Here is a 16741-nt window from a genome sequence, read left to right as displayed (position 1 = left end):
GAACAACAGGCAGGCGGCGGCAAGCGGCTTTGCATGTGCCGGTCATTCGTGCGAAAAGTCCGTTTCTCTCAGCGGGCTTGCCCGCCGTTTCACGGACGAAATCCCATGTCGGTTCTGAACTCGATCCGGAACGCCGTGCCGCCGATCCATCCGGAAGGGCACAAGTTCATCCTCGCCTTCCTGGCGGCCACCGTCATCCTCGGCTGGCTGTTCGAGCCGCTGTTCTGGATCGGCCTCGCGCTGACCATATGGTGCGCGCTGTTCTTCCGCGATCCCGTGCGGGTGACGCCGGTGTCGAACTCGCTGGTCGTGTCGCCGGCCGACGGCCGCGTCTCGGCGGTCGGTCTCGCCGTGCCGCCGCGCGAACTGGGCCTCGGGCCGGAGCCGCTGCTCAGGATCTGCGTGTTCATGAACGTGTTCGACGTGCACGTGAACCGGGCGCCGGTCACCGGCCGCGTGGCGCGCATCGCCTACAAGGCCGGCAAGTTCCTCAATGCCGAACTCGACAAGGCCAGCGAGGACAACGAGCGCAACGGCCTGGTCATCGAGCGGCCGGACGGGCGCGTCGTCGGCGTGGTGCAGATCGCCGGCCTGATCGCCCGCCGCATCGTCTCCTTCACCCGCGAGGGCGAGAGCCTCACCGTCGGCGACCGCTTCGGCCTGATCCGCTTCGGCTCGCGCGTCGACGTCTACCTGCCGCCTCAGGCGACGGCGCTGGTCTCCGAGGGCGCCAGGGCGATTGCCGGCGAGACGGTGCTTGCCGACATCGACGGTGCCGTCAAGACGCCCTTCGTGCGCGTATCCTGAGGCACGGCCATGCCTGGGCTTTTCCCGCCGTTCGATCCCGAGCCGGAAACCGCCGAGCGGCCGCGGCGGCTCCGTCGCATTCCGGTGCGTTCCGTCATCCCCAATCTGGTGACGCTGCTGTCGCTCTGCGCCGGTCTCACCTCGATCCGCATGGGCTTCGAGGGGCGCTTTGACATGGCGGTCTACGCCATCGTAATCGCCGCCGTGCTCGATGGGCTCGACGGCCGGCTCGCCCGCTACCTGCGCGTCACCTCGAAATTCGGCGCCGAGCTTGATTCCCTCAGCGACTTCCTGAGCTTCGGCGTGGCGCCGCCGCTGCTGCTGTTCGTGTGGAACTTCCACGACATCAACTCCTTCGGCTGGGTGGCGGTGGTGCTGTTCGCCATCGCCGGCGCCCTGCGCCTTGCCCGCTTCAACACCATGCTCGGCGAGGACAAGCCGGCCTGGCAGTCCAACTTCTTCACCGGCGTGCCGATCCCGGCCGGCGCGCTTGCCGTGCTGCTGCCGGTCTACATCGACCGCGTCGGCATCGATGTGCCGGAGGCGGCGGCGCCGGTGGTGGTGGCCTATGTGGTGTTGATCGCCGCGCTGATGGTCAGCCGCGTGCCCACCTTCTCGGGCAAGAAATACGGCGGCCTCCAGCGCGAGTGGGTGGTGCCGATCCTGATCGGCGTCGTCATCCTGGCGATGCTGCTGGTCAGCTATCCGTTCCACGTGCTTTCCGTCCTGACCATCCTCTATCTCGCCTACATCCCGTTCGGCTGGCGCGCCTGGAACCGGCTGGCGCGGGCCCACGGCACCAAGGAGGACGAGCTGACGCTGGACGTCGGCAGTCCGAGTTGCCCGGACGACGAGGCCGCGCCCTGAGCCGGCCGCGCCGCCCGCCCACCCGAGGAGGTGACGCGACATGATCGACAAGACCTATCCCCGCGACATGGTCGGTTACGGCCGCAATCCTCCCGATGCCCGCTGGCCGGAGGGCGCCCATATCGCCGTGCAGTTCGTCGTCAACTACGAGGAGGGCGGCGAGAACTGCATCCTGCACGGCGATGCCGCCTCCGAAGCCTTCCTGTCGGAGATCGTCGGCGCCGAGCCCTGGCCCGGCCAGCGGCACGTCAACATGGAGTCGATCTACGAGTACGGCTCGCGCGCCGGCTTCTGGCGGCTGCACCGGCTGTTCACGGCGCACGCCGTGCCGGTGACGGTCTACGGCGTCGCCACGGCGCTCGCCCGCAATCCGGAGGCGGTGGCGGCCATGAAGGAGGCCGATTGGGAGATCGCCAGCCACGGCCTCAAGTGGATCGACTATCGCGACTACACCAAGGAAGCCGAGCGGGCGCACATGCTGGAGGCGATCCGCATCCACGAGGAGGTGACGGGCTCGCGGCCGCTCGGCTGGTACACCGGCCGCGCCTCGGTGCATTCGACCGAACTGGCGATGGAGGAGGGCGGCTTCCTCTACTCCTCCGACAGCTATGCCGACGATCTGCCCTACTGGATCGAGGGCCCCAACGGGCCGCATCTCATCATTCCGTATACGCTCGACACCAACGACATGCGCTTTGCGACACATCAAGGCTTCAACTCGGGCGATCAGTTCTACACCTACCTGAAAGACGCCTTCGACGTGCTCTATGAGGAAGGGCGGATCGGCAGCCCGAAGATGCTGAACGTCGGCCTGCACTGCCGCCTCGCCGGGCGGCCGGCGCGGGCGGCGGCGCTCCAGCGTTTTCTGGACTACGTGCTGTCGCATGATAAGGTCTGGATACCCCGCCGGATCGACATCGCCTGGCACTGGATCGCCCAGCACCGGCCCGGCAGTTGAGCGCGGCGACAAGGAACGACAACGATGACCGGATGCAGTCTCTGAATTCTGGGGGCCTTGAAATCCCGAGGTCGTTTGGACCACCGGCAGCGAAACCAAAGAAAAAACTCGAATTTGTTCGGCGACCGACGGCAAATCGCCCGGTCGCCGCAAGTCCAGGCAGGAGGATCGAACACATGAATACACCGCGTATCATCCGTGCGATGTCGGCGGCGCTGATCGCCGGCTCGATGCTGGCGGTTCTCGCGACGCCGTCGCTGGCCGAGGTGGTCATCCGCCGCGGCAACGGCGGCGAGCCGCAGACGCTCGACCAGGCGCACATCTCGATCGACGTCGAGGGCTTCATCGTCCGCGACATGTTCGAGGGCCTGACCATCTACGACCCGCACGGCAAGGTGATCCCCGGCGTCGCCGAGAGCTGGACACTGTCGGACGACGGCACCGTCTACACCTTCAAGCTCAGGGCCGACGCCAACTGGTCGGACGGCACGCCGGTCACCGCCGGCGACTTCGTCTTCGCCTACCAGCGGATGGAGGATCCGAAGGAGGCGGCCGAATACGCCAACATTCTCTATCCGATCAAGAACGCCGAGGCGATCAACGGCGGCAATGCGGCGGTCGACACGCTGGGCGTCAAGGCGATCGACGACAAGACGCTGGAGATCACGCTGGAGCGTCCGACGCCCTACTTCATCCAGCTGCTCGCCCACTACGCGGCGCTGCCGGTGCCGAAATGGGCCATCGAGAAGTTCGGCGGCGAGTGGATCAAGCCGGGCAACATCGTCTGCAACGGCGCCTTCTGCCTGACCGAGAACGTGCCGAACGACCACATCACCACGGTGAAGAACCCGAAATACTGGGACGCCGCCAGCGTCAAGATCGACAAGGTCATCTACAACCCGTCGGAAGACCAGGCGACCACCGAGCGCATGTTCGAGGCCGGCGAGCTGGACGTCGTCTACAACTTCCAGACCGACCAGATGAAGTTCCTGCAGGACAAGCTCGGCAAGGACCAGGTGCTGGCCGCCCCCGACCTGTCCTCCTATTATTACGTGCTCGACACCCGCAAGCCGCCGTTCGATGACGCCCGCGTCCGCGCCGCCTTCTCGATGGCCGTCGACCGCGATTTCCTGTCGGACAAGATCTTCTCCAGCACGCAGATGCCGGCCTATTCCTTCGTGCCGGAAGGCATCGTCGGCTACACGCCGGCCAAGCCCGAATGGGCCGATCTCGACCAGCTCGACCGCGAGGACAAGGCCAAGGATCTCCTGAAGGAAGCCGGCTACGGCGAGGGCGGCAAGCCGCTCAAGGTCGACATCCGCTTCAACACCAACGAGAACCACAAGAAGGTGGCTACCGCCGTTGCCGACATGTGGAAGGCGCTCGGCGCCGAGGTGACCATCCAGAACCTCGACGTCAAGTCGCACTACGCCTACCTCCAGGAAGGCGGCTCGTTCGACGCGGCGCGCTGCGGCTGGCAGGCCGACTACGCCGATCCGGAAAACTTCCTCAACCTGCTGGTCAGCTCCAACAAGACCTTCAACTACGGTCATTGGACCAACGCCAAGTATGACGAGCTGATGAAGGCCTCCTACGAGGAGCGCGATCAGGCCAAGCGCATGCAGCTGATGCACGACGCCGAGCAGATCGCCATGGACGAGCAGGGCCTGGTGCCGCTGATGGTGCACGCTTCCACCTGGCTCGTCTCCAACAAGGTCAAGGGCTTCGCCATGAACGGCGTCAACGAGCACCTGACCAAGTTCCTGTCGCTCGAATGAGAGAGCTGTGACGTTCGCCCCTTCCTCGCCAGCCGGGGAAGGGGCGGCGTCCCTGACGGCGGCGCCTCTCCTCTCGGAGAGGCGCCGCCCGTCGGCCTTTCGGCGTCCTCCCCTGGACGCGCGGCCGGTCTGTCGTTCTCGCCTTCCGTGACCAACCCAACGGGGACGGGTCCATGTTACGTTATGTCCTGCGACGGTTGTTGTCGGCGGTGCCGACCATCTTCATCGTCGTCACGCTGTCCTTCTTCCTGATGCGCGTCGCGCCGGGTGGCCCGTTCAACCTCGAACGGCCGCTGGAGCCGCAGGTGCTCGAAAACCTGAAGCGCGCCTTCCTGCTCGACCAGCCGCTGGTGGTCCAATACGGCCACTATCTCTGGAACCTCGCCCACGGCGACCTCGGACCGAGCTTCATCTACCGCGACTTCACCGTCTCCGAGCTGATCGGCAAGAGTCTGCCCTATTCGATGACGCTCGGCGCCTGGGCGCTGCTGGTCGCGGTGTTCGGCGGCATCGCCATCGGCTCCTATGCGGCGCTCCGGCAGAACTCCTTCGTCGACTATGCGGTGATGAGCGTCGCCAGCTTCGGCATCACCGTTCCCAATTTCGTGCTGGCGCCGATCCTGTCCTTCGTCTTCGCCGTGGTGCTGCACTGGCTGCCGGCCGGCGGCTGGGGCGATGGCGGCCCGGCCAACCTGGTGCTGCCGGTGATCTCGCTGGCGCTGCCGCAGCTCGCCGTGTTCGCCCGCATCACCCGCGGCTCGATGATCGAGACGCTGCGCGCCGACCACATCCGCACCGCCCGCGCCTACGGCCTGCCGACCCGCGTCGTGGTGGTCGTCCACGCCATGCGCGCCGCGCTGGTGCCGGCCGTCAGCTATCTCGGCCCGGTGGCCGCCGCCGTGCTGACCGGCTCGGTGGTGGTGGAGACGGTCTACTCGCTGCCCGGCGTCGGCCGCTACTTCGTGCTCGGCGCCCTCAACCGCGACTACACGCTGGTGATGGGCACCGTGGTGCTAATTTCGGTGTTCATCGTGGTGTTCAACCTTCTCGTCGACATTCTCTATGCCGTTCTCGATCCGAGGGTCCGTTATGAGTGAGATGACGCAATCCCTCGCCGAGCCGGTGGCCGCCATGCGCGGCACCAGCCTGTGGGCCATGGCCCGCCACCGCTTCGTGCGCAACAAGGCGTCCATGGCCAGCCTGGTCATTCTGGTGCTGGTGGCCGTGTTCAGCTTCGGCGGCACTTGGGTCTACCCGCACCGCTACGACCAGATCTTCCCGTCCTACGTGGCGGTGCCGCCGTCGCTCGACCCCTATCCGCGCGAGGACACGCTGCTGCAGGTGATGCAGACGGCCGTCGAGCGGGCGCGCCTCAGGCTCGACGCCTTCGATGCCGACGGCACCACCTACACGGCCCGCATCAGCTCCGACAAACCGATCGACGCCCGCGCCACCCGCTATCTCGACCGCCCCGACGAGTTCGACAGCGCCGAGATTACCGGGACCGCCGACGATGGACGGACGATCGAGGTCAAGGGCCGCGTCAACGCCCAGTATTTCCCCTTCGGAACCGATCGCAACGGCCGCGACCTCGTGCCGCGCATCATGGTCGGCGGCCAGGTATCGATCACCGTCGGCCTTCTCGCCACCTTCGTGTCGCTGGTCATCGGCGTCACCTACGGCGCCGTGTCGGGCTATGTCGGCGGCCGTGTCGACAACGTGATGATGCGCTTCGTCGAAATCCTCTACTCGCTGCCGTTCATGTTCTTCGTGATCATGCTGGTGGTGTTCTTCGGGCGGCATTTCGTGCTGATCTTCGCGGCGATCGGCGCCATCGAGTGGCTGGACATGGCGCGCATCGTGCGCGGCCAGACGCTGTCGCTGAAACGGCGGGAGTTCGTCGAGGCGGCGCTGGCCATGGGCCTCACCAACTGGCAGATCATCCGCCGGCACGTCATCCCCAACACCATCGGCCCGGTGGTGGTGTTCGTGACGGTGCTGGTGCCGAAGGTCATCCTGCTCGAAAGCTTCCTCTCCTTCCTCGGTCTCGGCGTGCAGGAGCCGATGACCTCCTGGGGCTCGCTGATCGCCGAGGGCACCACGGGCATGCAGGCGGTGCCCTGGCTGTTGATCTATCCGGCCGTCTTCTTCGTGACGACGCTGTTCGCCCTCAACTTCATCGGCGACGGCTTGCGCGACGCTCTCGACCCGAAGGACCGCTGACATGGCCGACACGCTACTCGACATCCGCGGGCTCGATGTCCGCTTCTCGACGCCGGCCGGCGAGGTCCATGCGGTGAAGGGCATCGACCTTCAGGTGAACAAGGGCGAGACGCTGGCCATCGTCGGCGAAAGCGGCTCGGGCAAGAGCCAGACCATGATGGCGATCATGGGCCTGCTGGCCGCCAACGGCCGCGCCGGCGGCTCGGCGAAGTTCCAGGGCCAGGAGATGATCGGCCTGCCGCTCGGCAAGCTGAACCGCATCCGCGGCGCCAGGATCACCATGATCTTCCAGGAGCCGATGACCTCGCTCGATCCGCTCTACCGGATCGGCAAGCAACTGGCCGAACCGATGATGCGTCATCGCGGCCTCACCGCCAAGGCGGCGCGCGCCAGGGCGATCGAGCTGCTGAAGCTCGTCAAGATCCCCGACCCGGAACGCCGCGTCGACAGCTACCCCTACGAGATGTCCGGCGGCCAGCGCCAGCGCGTGATGATCGCCATGGCGCTCGCCAACGATCCGGAACTGCTGATCGCCGACGAGCCGACCACGGCGCTCGACGTCACCATCCAGGCGCAGATCCTGGAACTGCTCGCCGAACTGAAGGCGCGCATCGGCCTCGCCATCGTATTCATCAGCCATGACCTCGGCATCGTCCGCCGCTTCGCCGACCGCGTGGCGGTGATGCGCACCGGCGAGGTGGTGGAGAGCGGCACGGTGGCCGAGATCTTCAGCAACCCCCAGCATCCCTATACGAAGATGCTGCTGGCCGCCGAGCCGACCGGCCGCAAGGCGCCGGTGCCCGACAGCGCGCCGGTGCTGCTGGAAGGCCGGGACGTCGACGTCCGCTTCACCATGGGCGGCGGCTTCCTCGGCGGCAAGCGGCTCGACATCCACGCCGTCGACAACGTCGACATTCGCCTCAGGGAAGGCCAGACCATCGGCATCGTCGGCGAGAGCGGTTCGGGCAAGTCGACGCTCGGCCGGGCGCTTCTCCGCCTCAACCACGGCACCGGCGCCATCCGCTTCGAGAACGACGACATCTCCGAGGCGACCCGCCAGGAGATGCGCAAGCACCGGCGGGAAATGCAACTGGTGTTCCAGGACCCGTTCGGCTCGCTCTCCCCGCGCATGACCGCCGGGCAGATCGTCACCGAGGGCCTCCTGGTCCACGAGCCGCAGCTCAGCAAGGCGGACCGCGACCTCCGGGCCATCCGCGCCTTCATGGAGGTCGGCCTCGATCCGACGACGCGCAATCGCTATCCGCACGAGTTCTCGGGCGGCCAGCGCCAGCGCATCGCCATCGCCAGGGCGATCATCCTGAAGCCCAAGGTGGTGGTTCTGGACGAGCCGACGTCGGCGCTGGACCGCTCGGTGCAGAAGCAGATCGTCGACCTCCTGCGCGATCTGCAGGAAAAGCACGGCCTCAGCTACCTGTTCATCAGCCATGACCTCGCGGTCGTGCGGGCGCTGTCGGACTACATCATCGTCATGAAGAGCGGCAAGATCGTCGAGGAAGGCTCGACCGACCAGATCTTCGACGCGCCGCGCGAGGGCTACACGCGCGAACTGATGGCCGCCGCCTTCGGCAAGTGAGGGCGGGCGGCCCCTCTGCAAAGAAAAAGGCCGGGCAGGGTTCCCGGCCTTTTTGCCTTGTTCTCAGCCCTCGGCCGCCCGCGCCTGCGTTTCCTTGACGTCGGTGAAGCGAATCTTCGGCCACTTTTCCTTGATGTAGTTGAAGGCGTAGCCGGAGGTGGCGAGCAACACCGGGTCGCCGTCGACGTCCTCGGCCATGGCGGCGCGGTTGCCGTTCTGGAAGTCGATGACGTCCTGCCGCTCGCCGGCCAGCCAGCGGGCCATGTTGTACTGGCTGACCTCGAAGCCGACCTCCAGGCCGTATTCCTGGTCGAGCCGGCCCTGCAGCACGTCGAGCTGCAGGGCGCCGACGAAGCCGACCAGCGCCGGCGCGCCGTCGATCGGCCGGAACACCTGCACCACGCCTTCCTCGGCCAGTTCCTGCAGGGCCTGCTTCAGCTTCTTGGCTTTCATGGCGTCTTCGAGCCGGACGCGGCGGAGGATTTCCGGCGCGAAGCTCGGCACGCCGACGAAGGTGAGGTTCTCGCCCTCGGTCAGCGTGTCGCCGATCCTGAGCGTGCCGTGGTTGGGGATGCCGACCACGTCGCCGGCCCAGGCCTCGTCGGCGATCTGCCGCTCCTGGGCGAAGAAGAACTGCGGCGCGGTGAGGCCGATGGTCTTCTGGGTGCGGACGTGCTTGACCTTCATGCCGCGGTTGAGCTTGCCCGAGCACAGGCGCACGAAGGCGATGCGGTCGCGGTGGTTGGGGTCCATGTTGGCCTGGATCTTGAAGACGAAGGCGCTCATCTTCGGCTCCTCGGCCTTGACGACGCGCGTGCTGGCCGCCTGGTCGCGCGGCGGAGGGGCATAGGCGGCGAGCCCGTCGAGGATGTCCTTGATGCCGAAGTTCCTGAGCGCCGACCCCCAGAAGACCGGCGTCAGATGGCCCTCCCGGAACGACTGGAGATCGAAGGGATTGGTACCCTCGGCCGCCAGCTCGATGCCTTCGCGGAGGCCGGTCAGGTAGCGCTGTTCGAGCAGCGCGTCCAGCTTGTCGTCGCCGATCTCATCGCGATGGTCGTCGCCCTTCTCGTTCATCAGGCGGGTCTGGCGGCGCTTGAGATCGTAGGTGCCGATGAAGTCCTTGCCCGAGCCGACCGGCCAGGTGATCGGCGCCGTGTCGAGGGCGAGCGTCTTCTCGATCTCGTCCAGCGTCTCGAACGGGTCGCGCGCCTCGCGGTCGAGCTTGTTGACGAAGGTGACGATCGGGATGTCGCGCATGCGGCAGACCTCGAACAGCTTGCGCGTGCGGTCCTCGATGCCCTTGGCGGCGTCGATCACCATGATGGCGCTGTCGACGGCGGTCAGCGTGCGATAGGTGTCCTCCGAGAAGTCCTCGTGGCCGGGCGTGTCCAGGAGGTTGAAGACGTTGCCGCCGTATTCGAAGGTCATCACCGAGGTGACGACGGAGATGCCGCGGTCGCGCTCGATCTTCATCCAGTCGGAGCGGGTGCGGCGGTTTTCGCCGCGGGCGCGCACCTGGCCGGCGAGCTGGATGGCGCCGCCGAACAGCAGCAGCTTTTCGGTCAGCGTCGTCTTGCCGGCGTCCGGGTGCGAGATGATGGCGAAGGTGCGCCGCCGCTCGATCTCGCGGTGAAGCCGTGCGTCGGCGGAGGAGGGGGATTCAAGGCTGCTCATCTAGGGTCTCGCGGCGCTCCCGGAAAGGCCGCAAACCACAACGCGGCGCGCCGTTTGTCAACCGCTTCAGGCGATTTCTTCGTCGTCGGGCGCCGGACGCGGCTTTCGTGGCGCCGCGTTATTTAGAAAGGCGTGGATGTCGGCGGTATCGAGCAGCGCTTCGACCTCCTGGCGGGCCCGGTCGCCGACCTTGTCGATAAGGAGGCCGCGCGCCGTGTCGACGCGCCAGACGAGGTCGCGCAGCGCCATGGTGGCGGTGCGGCTCACCGCCGACCAGTCGGTCGCCTCGCCGACCAGCGCCCGCGCGACGCTGACGAGAGCCGAATCGCGGGTGAGGCGGCAGCCCTCGGCGCCGGACGCCTCGACGCTGGCCAGCACGAGCTGCATCAGGCGGAGCAGCGCGCCGCTGTCATCAAGCGCTCCCGACTCGTTCGGCGGGAGATCATGGGCAAAACTCGTCCACGGCATCGGCGTGCGGCGTTATCCAATAGTGAAGGCGACTGAAACGCGTCGCTATAGGTATTATGGGTCGGCGAGCCTTCCCGGCCGCCGACGTCTTGGCGCGATCGCGTAACAGCCATATTGGCACGGAACGGCCGGACGCGTCAGGGCAGGGTCCGACTTTTGGGCGCAGCTTTCTTAATATCCCCTGAAATTCCTCGACAAAAATGACATGGGTAATCAATGCAAGTGTTCCGCTGAATGGCGCGGGAGCGCGGCGGTCGGAGGCTTTGGCGCATCATGGCTTTCCGTTCCGGAAACGGCACCGGCAACTTGACACCGCATTTCCGATCGGGTACCAGAACGCCGCAGCCGACGAAGCGTCCGCTTCGCCGCTGCCTCCGAGCCGTCGGGGTCCCGCTGGGGGATAATTTAACGGTAGAATGACGGACTCTGACTCCGTTCGTCTTGGTTCGAATCCAGGTCCCCCAGCCAATCTCCTTTTTCCAGTAAATTAAACAGTTTATGTTCGTCCGGCGCTGGCGATTCCGGTGATTTCATGTCGCATCGGAGTGTCATCCTATTCCGCAGGATTCCGGGCTTTTCCAAACAGGGCCGGCGATTCCGTGCGACATGGAACGCGGCAAGCACGAACACCGCCCGGACATCCGCGTCACACCGGACCGATGCGACCTCCCGCGAATCGCCGGCTGGGGATTCGATCCGATCGCCCTGTTTGGCGCCGGCGAGTGCGGGGTAGTGCTCGGTGTCGACGGACAGCTCAAGGCGAACACCCTCGACCTTCGCATGGGCGATCCCTGACGAAGGTTTCTGGCCAAGCCGGGTCTTGCCGACGTGGCGGGCTCGCTCGGCCGCCGCCGGCGTCAGCAGCGGCTTACGGATCTGCGTCTGTACCGCGGTTTGCTTGCCGCCAGGACGGCCTATGCGATGCGCCTGTGGGACGCGGCGTCGAAGAACAGCATCTTGTCGAAGTCCGGCAGGAGGGGAACCTTGTCGCCGCGCCTGACCTCGAGCTGTTCGTGAAGGACGACGGTGAGCCGGTGGCCCTGCATCGACAGTTCGAGCTGGGTTTCCGAACCCGTCGGCTCGATGACTTCCGCCTGCGCCTCGAAGCCGGTGGGGTCGCGTCGCCAATACTGCGGGCGTATGCCGAGAATGACGTCGGTCTCCTTCGGCACGCCGTGGGGAAGATGGGGCAGCGGCAGGCGCAGGTCGCCGGACAGGAAGGTTGGGCCGGTGCCGGCCGTCGTCACGATACCTGGGATGAAGTTCATGACCGGCGAGCCGATGAAGCTGGCGACGAAGACGTTGTCGGGCGTGTTGAACAGCTTGAGCGGGCTGCCGATCTGTTCGACGCGCCCCTCGTTCATCACCACGATCTTGTCGGCCATGGTCATCGCCTCGACCTGATCGTGGGTGACGTAGACGGTGGTCGTTCCGAGGCTGGCCTGCAGCGACTTGATCTCGGCGCGCATGACGACACGCAGCTTGGCGTCGAGGTTGCTGAGCGGCTCGTCGAACAGGAACACCTGCGGGTCGCGCACGATGGCCCGGCCCATGGCGACGCGCTGGCGCTGGCCGCCCGACAACTGGCCGGGAAAGCGGTCGAGCAGGGCGGAGAGACCCAGCACCTCGGCGGCGGCCTGCACCTTGCGGCCGATCTCAGCCTTGGGAACGCCGCCGAGCTTGAGCGAGAAGCCCATGTTCTGGCCGACCGTCATGTGCGGATAGAGGGCGTAGTTCTGGAACACCATGGCGATGTTCCGCTTCTTGGGCGGCAGGTTGTTGACGATGGTGCCGCCGATGCTGAGGGTGCCGGCGGTGATGTCCTCAAGGCCGGCGATCATCCGGAGCAGCGTCGACTTGCCGCAGCCGGACGGACCGACCAGGACGACGAAATCGCCGTCCTCGATGTCCACCGACACGCCATGGATCACTTCCAGGCTGCCGTATGCCTTGACGATGTTGTCCAAACCGATCGACGCCATGGTCCACTCCTATGCCTTGGGGCCGCGTGCCTCGAAGGGAGCCCGAAAGTCGGGCAGCCGGTCGTGGCAGGCGGGGAAGGCGCCGAAGGGCTTGTGGGGCTCGGTCTGGTACCAGTAGGCGACCGAGGAGATGGAGTCGCCGCGCCGGTTGGCGTGGCCGTGCTCGATGGTCACCCGGATCCGCTGCTGGAAGACCACCGGGTCCTCGATGTGGAACCGGTAGACCGACACCGGGTCAGTCCAGTTGGGCCCGCCGCCGGCGATGATGCCGTGATAGGGCGCGCTGTAGTCCTGGTTGGGGCACCAGGAGGTGTTGAAGTAATCCTCCGTGCCGGTGCCGTGCAGGGTCGGCGGCCAGGCGTCGTTGGCGCCGGGGCTGGTTTCCGGGTGCGCGGGCAGTTCGGGATGGCGTTCCTCATGAGCGATCTGCGGCTGGCGGCCGGCGTCGGGCACCGCAAGGCCCGGCTCGCCATCGACGAAGATCATGTCGTCGCCCTCGCCGTACCAGTCCCAGCCTGCATGACGGCGAAGCGAATAGACACTGTATGTGCATCCGACGTAATGGCCGTGTCCCACGGCGTCGAGGATGAGGTAGTTGTCCCGCGGGGCGGTGTTGACACCGCCGAACAGGTACTCCTCGTTGGACATGCCGGTTTCGTCGGCCGCCTCGGGGCGCATCAGGCGGAACTGGGCGTGGAAGCGGCCCATGTCGTCCTCCAGCCGGTCGTGCAGTTCGAGGTCCACATAGTAGTAGAACTGAACCACGTCCTCGGCCTCGCTGGTCACCGTGAACTTCATGTGGCTGCCGAAGGGCATGGGGAAGTAGCAGTTGAAGCCCTTGCCGTCCTGCGGGCTCATCTGCAGCGGCAGGCTCCAGAAGTTCTGCGCCTTGGCGTGGCCCATGCCGAAGAAGTCGCCGATCGGCGCCTCGATGCTCGGCTCGCTCTCGCCGTCCCAGTAGGCGCGGAGGATGATCTTGCGCAGGTAGTGCGGGCTGTCGCAGGCGATGGTCACCCAGATGTGCGTGACGATCCCGGCGCCGGCGGCCTCGGCGATGGTGACGGTCTCGCCGGTGGCGATGTGAAGGCGATCGTCGTTGCCGCCGGTGCGGTCGTAGCTGGAAAACCGCCGGGTCTTCGCCTTGCGCAGCTTGGCAAGGCCCCGCAACGGTGACAGGCCGAGATTGGACATTCACAACTCTCCTTGGCGCGGCCTACTTGAGACCGCTCGTCTTGATGGAATCCATGATTTGGCGCTGGAAGATCAGGAACAGGATCAGGGTCGGCGCCGCCACGATGGTGGAGGCGGCCATGATGTAGTTCCACGATGCGCTGTACTGGCCCTTGAAGGCGGATATGCCGACCTGGACCATCCACAGTTCCTGATCGCTGGTGATGGTCAGCGGCCACAGGAAGGCGTTCCAGTTGGTGAGGAAGAACAGGATGGCCAGCGACGACAGCAGCGGCCGGCTGAGCGGCAGGATCAGGCTCCAGTAGATGCGCCAGTAGCCTGCGCCGTCGATTACCGCCGCCTCCTCCAGCTCGCGGGGGATCGACAGGTAGTATTGCCTGAGCAGGAAGATGCCGAAGGCGTTGAATATGGCGGGGATGATCAGCCCGGCGTAGGAGTTCAGCATGCCGAGCGTGCGCACCAGGATGAACAGGGGAACGATGATGACCGGCAGCGACACCAGGAAGGTCGAGAACATGGTCATGAAGATGACTTCGCGCCCCGGAAAGCGCAGCCGCGCCAGCGCGTAGCCCGACATCGAGTGGAACAGCAGGGCGATCAGCGTGACCGAGGCCGAGACGACCAGCGTGTTGAACAGATAGCGCAGGAAGTTGACCTCGGTGAACACGTAGACGAAGTTCCGCAGCGTCGGCGCTTCCGGAATAAGGTTCATGGAGAAGACGTCCGACGGCTGCTTGAAGGCCGTCGAGATCATCCAGAACAGCGGAAACACGGTCATCACCGCCAGGATCAGCGTGACCAGCATCTGCACGCCGCGGACGATGCGGACCTGCGACAGGCTGAAGGCGAGGCCGGGCTTATTCATAGTTGAACCTCCCGCCCCTTGTGAGCACGAACAGCAGGATGGTGATGGCCATCAGGGCCAGGACCAGGATGGAGGCCAGCGCGCCGGCGTAGCCGAAGGCGTTGTACTGAAACGCCTGCTGGTAGATGTAGTAGATGGTCATCATGGTGGAGTTGGCCGGGCCGCCACGCGTCATGACGTAGATGAGATCGAAGGTCTGGGCGCCGGCGACGGCGGCGACCATCGACACGATCAGCACGAAGAAGCTGGTCGGGCGCAGAAGCGGCAGGGTGATGTACCAGAAGGATGCCAGCGGGCCGGCGCCGTCGATGCGGGCGGCCTCGTAGTATTCGCCCGGGATGTCCTGCAGGCCACCCAGAAAGATCAGCATGTAGAAGCCCATCAGGAACCAGACGCTGACGAAGACGACCGCGAACAGCGCCAGCTCCGGGCTGCCGAGAAAGGACACGCTGCCAAGGCCCAGCGCCGATACGAGGCGGGGGATCATGCCGATCTTGTCGACGGCCAGCACCTGCCAGACCAGCGCCACCACGACGAGGCTGACCATCTGGGGCATGAAGAACAGCGAGCGCATCATGCCGTTGAAGGCATTGGTGCGCTTGACCAGCAGCGCCAGGCCGAGCCCGGTGACGTAGAGTGCCGGAACGAGCCAGACCACGTAGGTGACCGTGACCCAGAAGCTTTTCCAGAACAGGGGATCGAGTGCGAGGCGCTGATAGTTCTTGATGCCGACGAAGCGATAGCCGCCGAAGCCGTCGACGTCGAAGAAGGCCAGGGCCAGCGCCAGCATCATCGGAATGCCGATGAAGATCAGCAGGCCCAGGGCATCGGGCAGGACGAAGACGTAGCCGGCGATGGCCTCGCGCTGGCGCGAGGTCAGGCCGGTGGCGGCGGGGAGACCCGCCGACACCTGATTCGAAACCGACTTTGCCATCTCAGAGGATCCGCGCCCCGGAATACCCGGCAAAGAACGCGTCGAGCTGCTGCGAGGCGGCTTCGGCGACGGCTGCCGGGTCCTGGCCGCCGAGCATGGTCTCCTGGATGGCGTCGGAGATGATCTTGTAGACTTCCGGCGGCACGCGCGGCTCGGCGCGGATGCCGGGGTAGATCTCCTTGGAGAAGATCCCCATGTTGCCGGACAGGAAGGCGTCGCCGCCCGCCTGAAGCGCCGACTGGCGCGGCGGCATGTCGGACTTGGCGACCGTGCACCAGTTGACCACGCGATCGACCGAGCCCTTGTCCATGGAGGCCAGCACCCAGGCGCAGAACTGGCCGGCGGCGTCGGGGTTGGCGCCGTGGGCATTGGCGACGAAGGCCCAGCCGCCGCCCACCGTCACGTATTTGCCGCCCTTGGGGGTCGGCAGCTTGAAGATGCCGTAGGGCACGTCGGGCGCGTTGGTGTTCAATTCGGCGATCGCCCAGATGCCGACGTTCTGGATGGCGGTAAAGCCCGAGCCGAGGTTGGCCGCCGCCGCGAAGCCGCCGCCGCCGAGCACCTGGCGCGGCGCGACGCCGGTCTTCACCGCGTCCTGCCAGAACTTGAGCGCCTGCACGGTGGCCGGCGAGTTGAAGGCCGACTTGCCGTCGGCGCCCTGGAACTCGCCGCCGCCCTGCCACAGGAAGGGATACCAGGTGAAGTTCTGATAGTAGCCGGGGTTGGTGTCGAACAGCACGCCGTAGCGCTTGTCGGTGGTCAGCTTGCCGGCCACGTCCAGCAGTTCGTCCCAGGTGGTCGGCACGTCGTTCTCGTTGAGGCCGGCTTCCTCGAAGGCCTTGATCGAGTAGAACATGGCCATCGGCTCGACTTCCATGGGAATGCCGAAGATCTTGTCGTCGACCTTGCGGTTGGCGATGACGCTTTCGGGGAAGTCGGCCTGCGCCTGGGCATCGATGTAGGGCGTCAGGTCCTGCAGCACGCCGCCGTTGTAGTATCTCAGGAAGTCGCCGGGGCTGACGATGAAGATGTCCGGCCCAGTTCCCGAGGCGAAGGCGGTGGAGAGCTTGGTGCCGTTCATGTAGTCGCTGTTCGGCACGTATTCGAGTTCGATCTTCTGGTCGTGGCTGGCGTTCCAGCCGGCGACGGCATCCTCGAACCATTTGGACTGCGCCGGCACGTCGCCGCCCGGTGCGTAGAACTGCCAGAACTTCAGCGGCGCGCCGGCCGCGAAGGAATAGCGCGTGTTGATGAAGGGCATCGCCAGCGCGCCGAGGCCCGCGCCGGCCTGCAGGATGCGGCGGCGCGAGATGCGGAACTTGTTTTCCGAGTTGCTTGTGCTTCTGGTCACTTTTTCCTCCCAGTTACCAGCCCCACGCGCCTTCTCCCTAGTGAAA

Annotated in this window: 15 protein-coding genes and 1 tRNA gene; 9 read left to right on the top strand and 7 right to left on the bottom strand. The window is 65.9% G+C overall.

What is annotated here, in order from left to right; translation table 11 throughout:
* The first annotated feature begins 105 nt into the window (after positions 1-105).
* From H512_RS0107615 to H512_RS0107585, 7 genes are all read left to right on the top strand, one after another.
* A complete protein-coding gene (locus H512_RS0107615) occupies positions 106-807 on the top strand; it encodes a phosphatidylserine decarboxylase (protein ID WP_026782947.1) in 702 nt (233 codons plus the stop codon).
* A 9-nt stretch (positions 808-816) separates the two neighbouring features.
* On the top strand, positions 817-1674 hold the full coding sequence (gene pssA / locus H512_RS23045) for a CDP-diacylglycerol--serine O-phosphatidyltransferase (protein WP_084798354.1): 858 nt from the start codon (positions 817-819) through the stop codon (positions 1672-1674).
* A 40-nt stretch (positions 1675-1714) separates the two neighbouring features.
* The gene (gene puuE / locus H512_RS0107605) at positions 1715-2632 is read left to right on the top strand and encodes an allantoinase PuuE (RefSeq protein ID WP_026782946.1); all 918 of its coding nucleotides are present in this window, start codon (positions 1715-1717) and stop codon (positions 2630-2632) included.
* Between the two features lie 176 nt (positions 2633-2808).
* On the top strand, positions 2809-4410 hold the full coding sequence (locus tag H512_RS0107600; protein ID WP_084798353.1) for a peptide ABC transporter substrate-binding protein: 1602 nt from the start codon (positions 2809-2811) through the stop codon (positions 4408-4410).
* 173 nt (positions 4411-4583) lie between these two features.
* Positions 4584-5507 carry an oligopeptide ABC transporter permease OppB gene (oppB, locus tag H512_RS0107595; RefSeq protein ID WP_026782944.1) on the top strand — a complete coding sequence of 308 codons (924 nt, stop codon included), beginning with the start codon at positions 4584-4586 and terminating at the stop codon, positions 5505-5507.
* Position 5508: 1 nt separating this feature from the next.
* Entirely contained in the window at positions 5509-6633 is a 1125-nt protein-coding gene (locus tag H512_RS0107590) for an ABC transporter permease subunit (RefSeq protein ID WP_425414162.1), read from the top strand.
* 1 nt (position 6634) lies between these two features.
* Positions 6635-8227: an ABC transporter ATP-binding protein gene (locus tag H512_RS0107585; RefSeq protein WP_026782942.1), complete on the top strand. Its 1593-nt coding sequence runs from the start codon at positions 6635-6637 to the stop codon at positions 8225-8227.
* A gap of 63 nt (positions 8228-8290) precedes the next feature.
* Here the strand turns inward: H512_RS0107585 and H512_RS0107580 are convergent, their stop codons facing one another.
* Entirely contained in the window at positions 8291-9904 is a 1614-nt protein-coding gene (locus H512_RS0107580) for a peptide chain release factor 3 (protein ID WP_026782941.1), read from the bottom strand.
* 66 nt (positions 9905-9970) lie between these two features.
* Positions 9971-10372, bottom strand: coding sequence for a hypothetical protein (locus H512_RS0107575; protein ID WP_026782940.1), 402 nt, complete (start codon positions 10370-10372; stop codon positions 9971-9973).
* Positions 10373-10766: 394 nt separating this feature from the next.
* Between H512_RS0107575 and H512_RS0107570 the strand changes: the two genes are divergently transcribed.
* Together H512_RS0107570 and H512_RS0107565 are read left to right on the top strand one after the other, a co-directional pair.
* Positions 10767-10840: transfer RNA gene (locus tag H512_RS0107570), tRNA-Gln, on the top strand.
* A gap of 138 nt (positions 10841-10978) precedes the next feature.
* Complete coding sequence (locus tag H512_RS0107565; protein ID WP_026782939.1) at positions 10979-11167, top strand: hypothetical protein; 189 nt, start codon at positions 10979-10981, stop codon at positions 11165-11167.
* 119 nt (positions 11168-11286) lie between these two features.
* Here H512_RS0107565 and H512_RS0107560 read toward each other — a convergent pair whose 3' ends face one another.
* From H512_RS0107560 to H512_RS0107540, 5 genes are read right to left on the bottom strand one after another with little or no spacing between them, the layout of a single operon-like run.
* Positions 11287-12354 carry an ABC transporter ATP-binding protein gene (locus H512_RS0107560; protein WP_026782938.1) on the bottom strand — a complete coding sequence of 356 codons (1068 nt, stop codon included), beginning with the start codon at positions 12352-12354 and terminating at the stop codon, positions 11287-11289.
* Between the two features lie 9 nt (positions 12355-12363).
* Positions 12364-13545 (bottom strand): glycoside hydrolase family 172 protein, encoded by a 1182-nt coding sequence (locus tag H512_RS0107555; RefSeq protein WP_026782937.1) that lies wholly within the window; start codon positions 13543-13545, stop codon positions 12364-12366.
* A gap of 22 nt (positions 13546-13567) precedes the next feature.
* Positions 13568-14410 (bottom strand): carbohydrate ABC transporter permease, encoded by an 843-nt coding sequence (locus H512_RS0107550; protein WP_026782936.1) that lies wholly within the window; start codon positions 14408-14410, stop codon positions 13568-13570.
* The gene (locus tag H512_RS0107545; RefSeq protein WP_026782935.1) at positions 14403-15344 is read right to left on the bottom strand and encodes a carbohydrate ABC transporter permease; all 942 of its coding nucleotides are present in this window, start codon (positions 15342-15344) and stop codon (positions 14403-14405) included. Before H512_RS0107545 ends, H512_RS0107550 begins: the two co-directional genes overlap by 8 nt.
* Before the next feature lies 1 nt (position 15345).
* Positions 15346-16695, bottom strand: coding sequence for an ABC transporter substrate-binding protein (locus tag H512_RS0107540; protein WP_245585365.1), 1350 nt, complete (start codon positions 16693-16695; stop codon positions 15346-15348).
* Positions 16696-16741: the final 46 nt, after the last annotated feature.

It is taken from the genome of Pleomorphomonas koreensis DSM 23070 (assembly GCF_000425185.1).
Lineage (GTDB): Bacteria > Pseudomonadota > Alphaproteobacteria > Rhizobiales > Pleomorphomonadaceae > Pleomorphomonas > Pleomorphomonas koreensis.
Note: the sequence above shows the minus strand (reverse complement) of the source record. Positions and strands in the feature narration are given on the sequence as shown.

What these genes read in the sequence shown, in the direction of transcription:
- H512_RS0107615 (WP_026782947.1), top strand. Translation starts at nt 106, where the DNA reads ATGTCGGTTCTGAACTCGATCCGGAACGCCGTGCCGCCGATCCATCCG.
- pssA (WP_084798354.1), top strand. Translation starts at nt 817, where the DNA reads ATGCCTGGGCTTTTCCCGCCGTTCGATCCCGAGCCGGAAACCGCCGAG.
- puuE (WP_026782946.1), top strand. Translation starts at nt 1,715, where the DNA reads ATGATCGACAAGACCTATCCCCGCGACATGGTCGGTTACGGCCGCAAT.
- H512_RS0107600 (WP_084798353.1), top strand. Translation starts at nt 2,809, where the DNA reads ATGAATACACCGCGTATCATCCGTGCGATGTCGGCGGCGCTGATCGCC.
- oppB (WP_026782944.1), top strand. Translation starts at nt 4,584, where the DNA reads ATGTTACGTTATGTCCTGCGACGGTTGTTGTCGGCGGTGCCGACCATC.
- H512_RS0107590 (WP_425414162.1), top strand. Translation starts at nt 5,509, where the DNA reads ATGACGCAATCCCTCGCCGAGCCGGTGGCCGCCATGCGCGGCACCAGC.
- H512_RS0107585 (WP_026782942.1), top strand. Translation starts at nt 6,635, where the DNA reads ATGGCCGACACGCTACTCGACATCCGCGGGCTCGATGTCCGCTTCTCG.
- H512_RS0107580 (WP_026782941.1), bottom strand. Translation starts at nt 9,904, where the DNA reads ATGAGCAGCCTTGAATCCCCCTCCTCCGCCGACGCACGGCTTCACCGC.
- H512_RS0107575 (WP_026782940.1), bottom strand. Translation starts at nt 10,372, where the DNA reads ATGCCGTGGACGAGTTTTGCCCATGATCTCCCGCCGAACGAGTCGGGA.
- H512_RS0107565 (WP_026782939.1), top strand. Translation starts at nt 10,979, where the DNA reads ATGGAACGCGGCAAGCACGAACACCGCCCGGACATCCGCGTCACACCG.
- H512_RS0107560 (WP_026782938.1), bottom strand. Translation starts at nt 12,354, where the DNA reads ATGGCGTCGATCGGTTTGGACAACATCGTCAAGGCATACGGCAGCCTG.
- H512_RS0107555 (WP_026782937.1), bottom strand. Translation starts at nt 13,545, where the DNA reads ATGTCCAATCTCGGCCTGTCACCGTTGCGGGGCCTTGCCAAGCTGCGC.
- H512_RS0107550 (WP_026782936.1), bottom strand. Translation starts at nt 14,410, where the DNA reads ATGAATAAGCCCGGCCTCGCCTTCAGCCTGTCGCAGGTCCGCATCGTC.
- H512_RS0107545 (WP_026782935.1), bottom strand. Translation starts at nt 15,344, where the DNA reads ATGGCAAAGTCGGTTTCGAATCAGGTGTCGGCGGGTCTCCCCGCCGCC.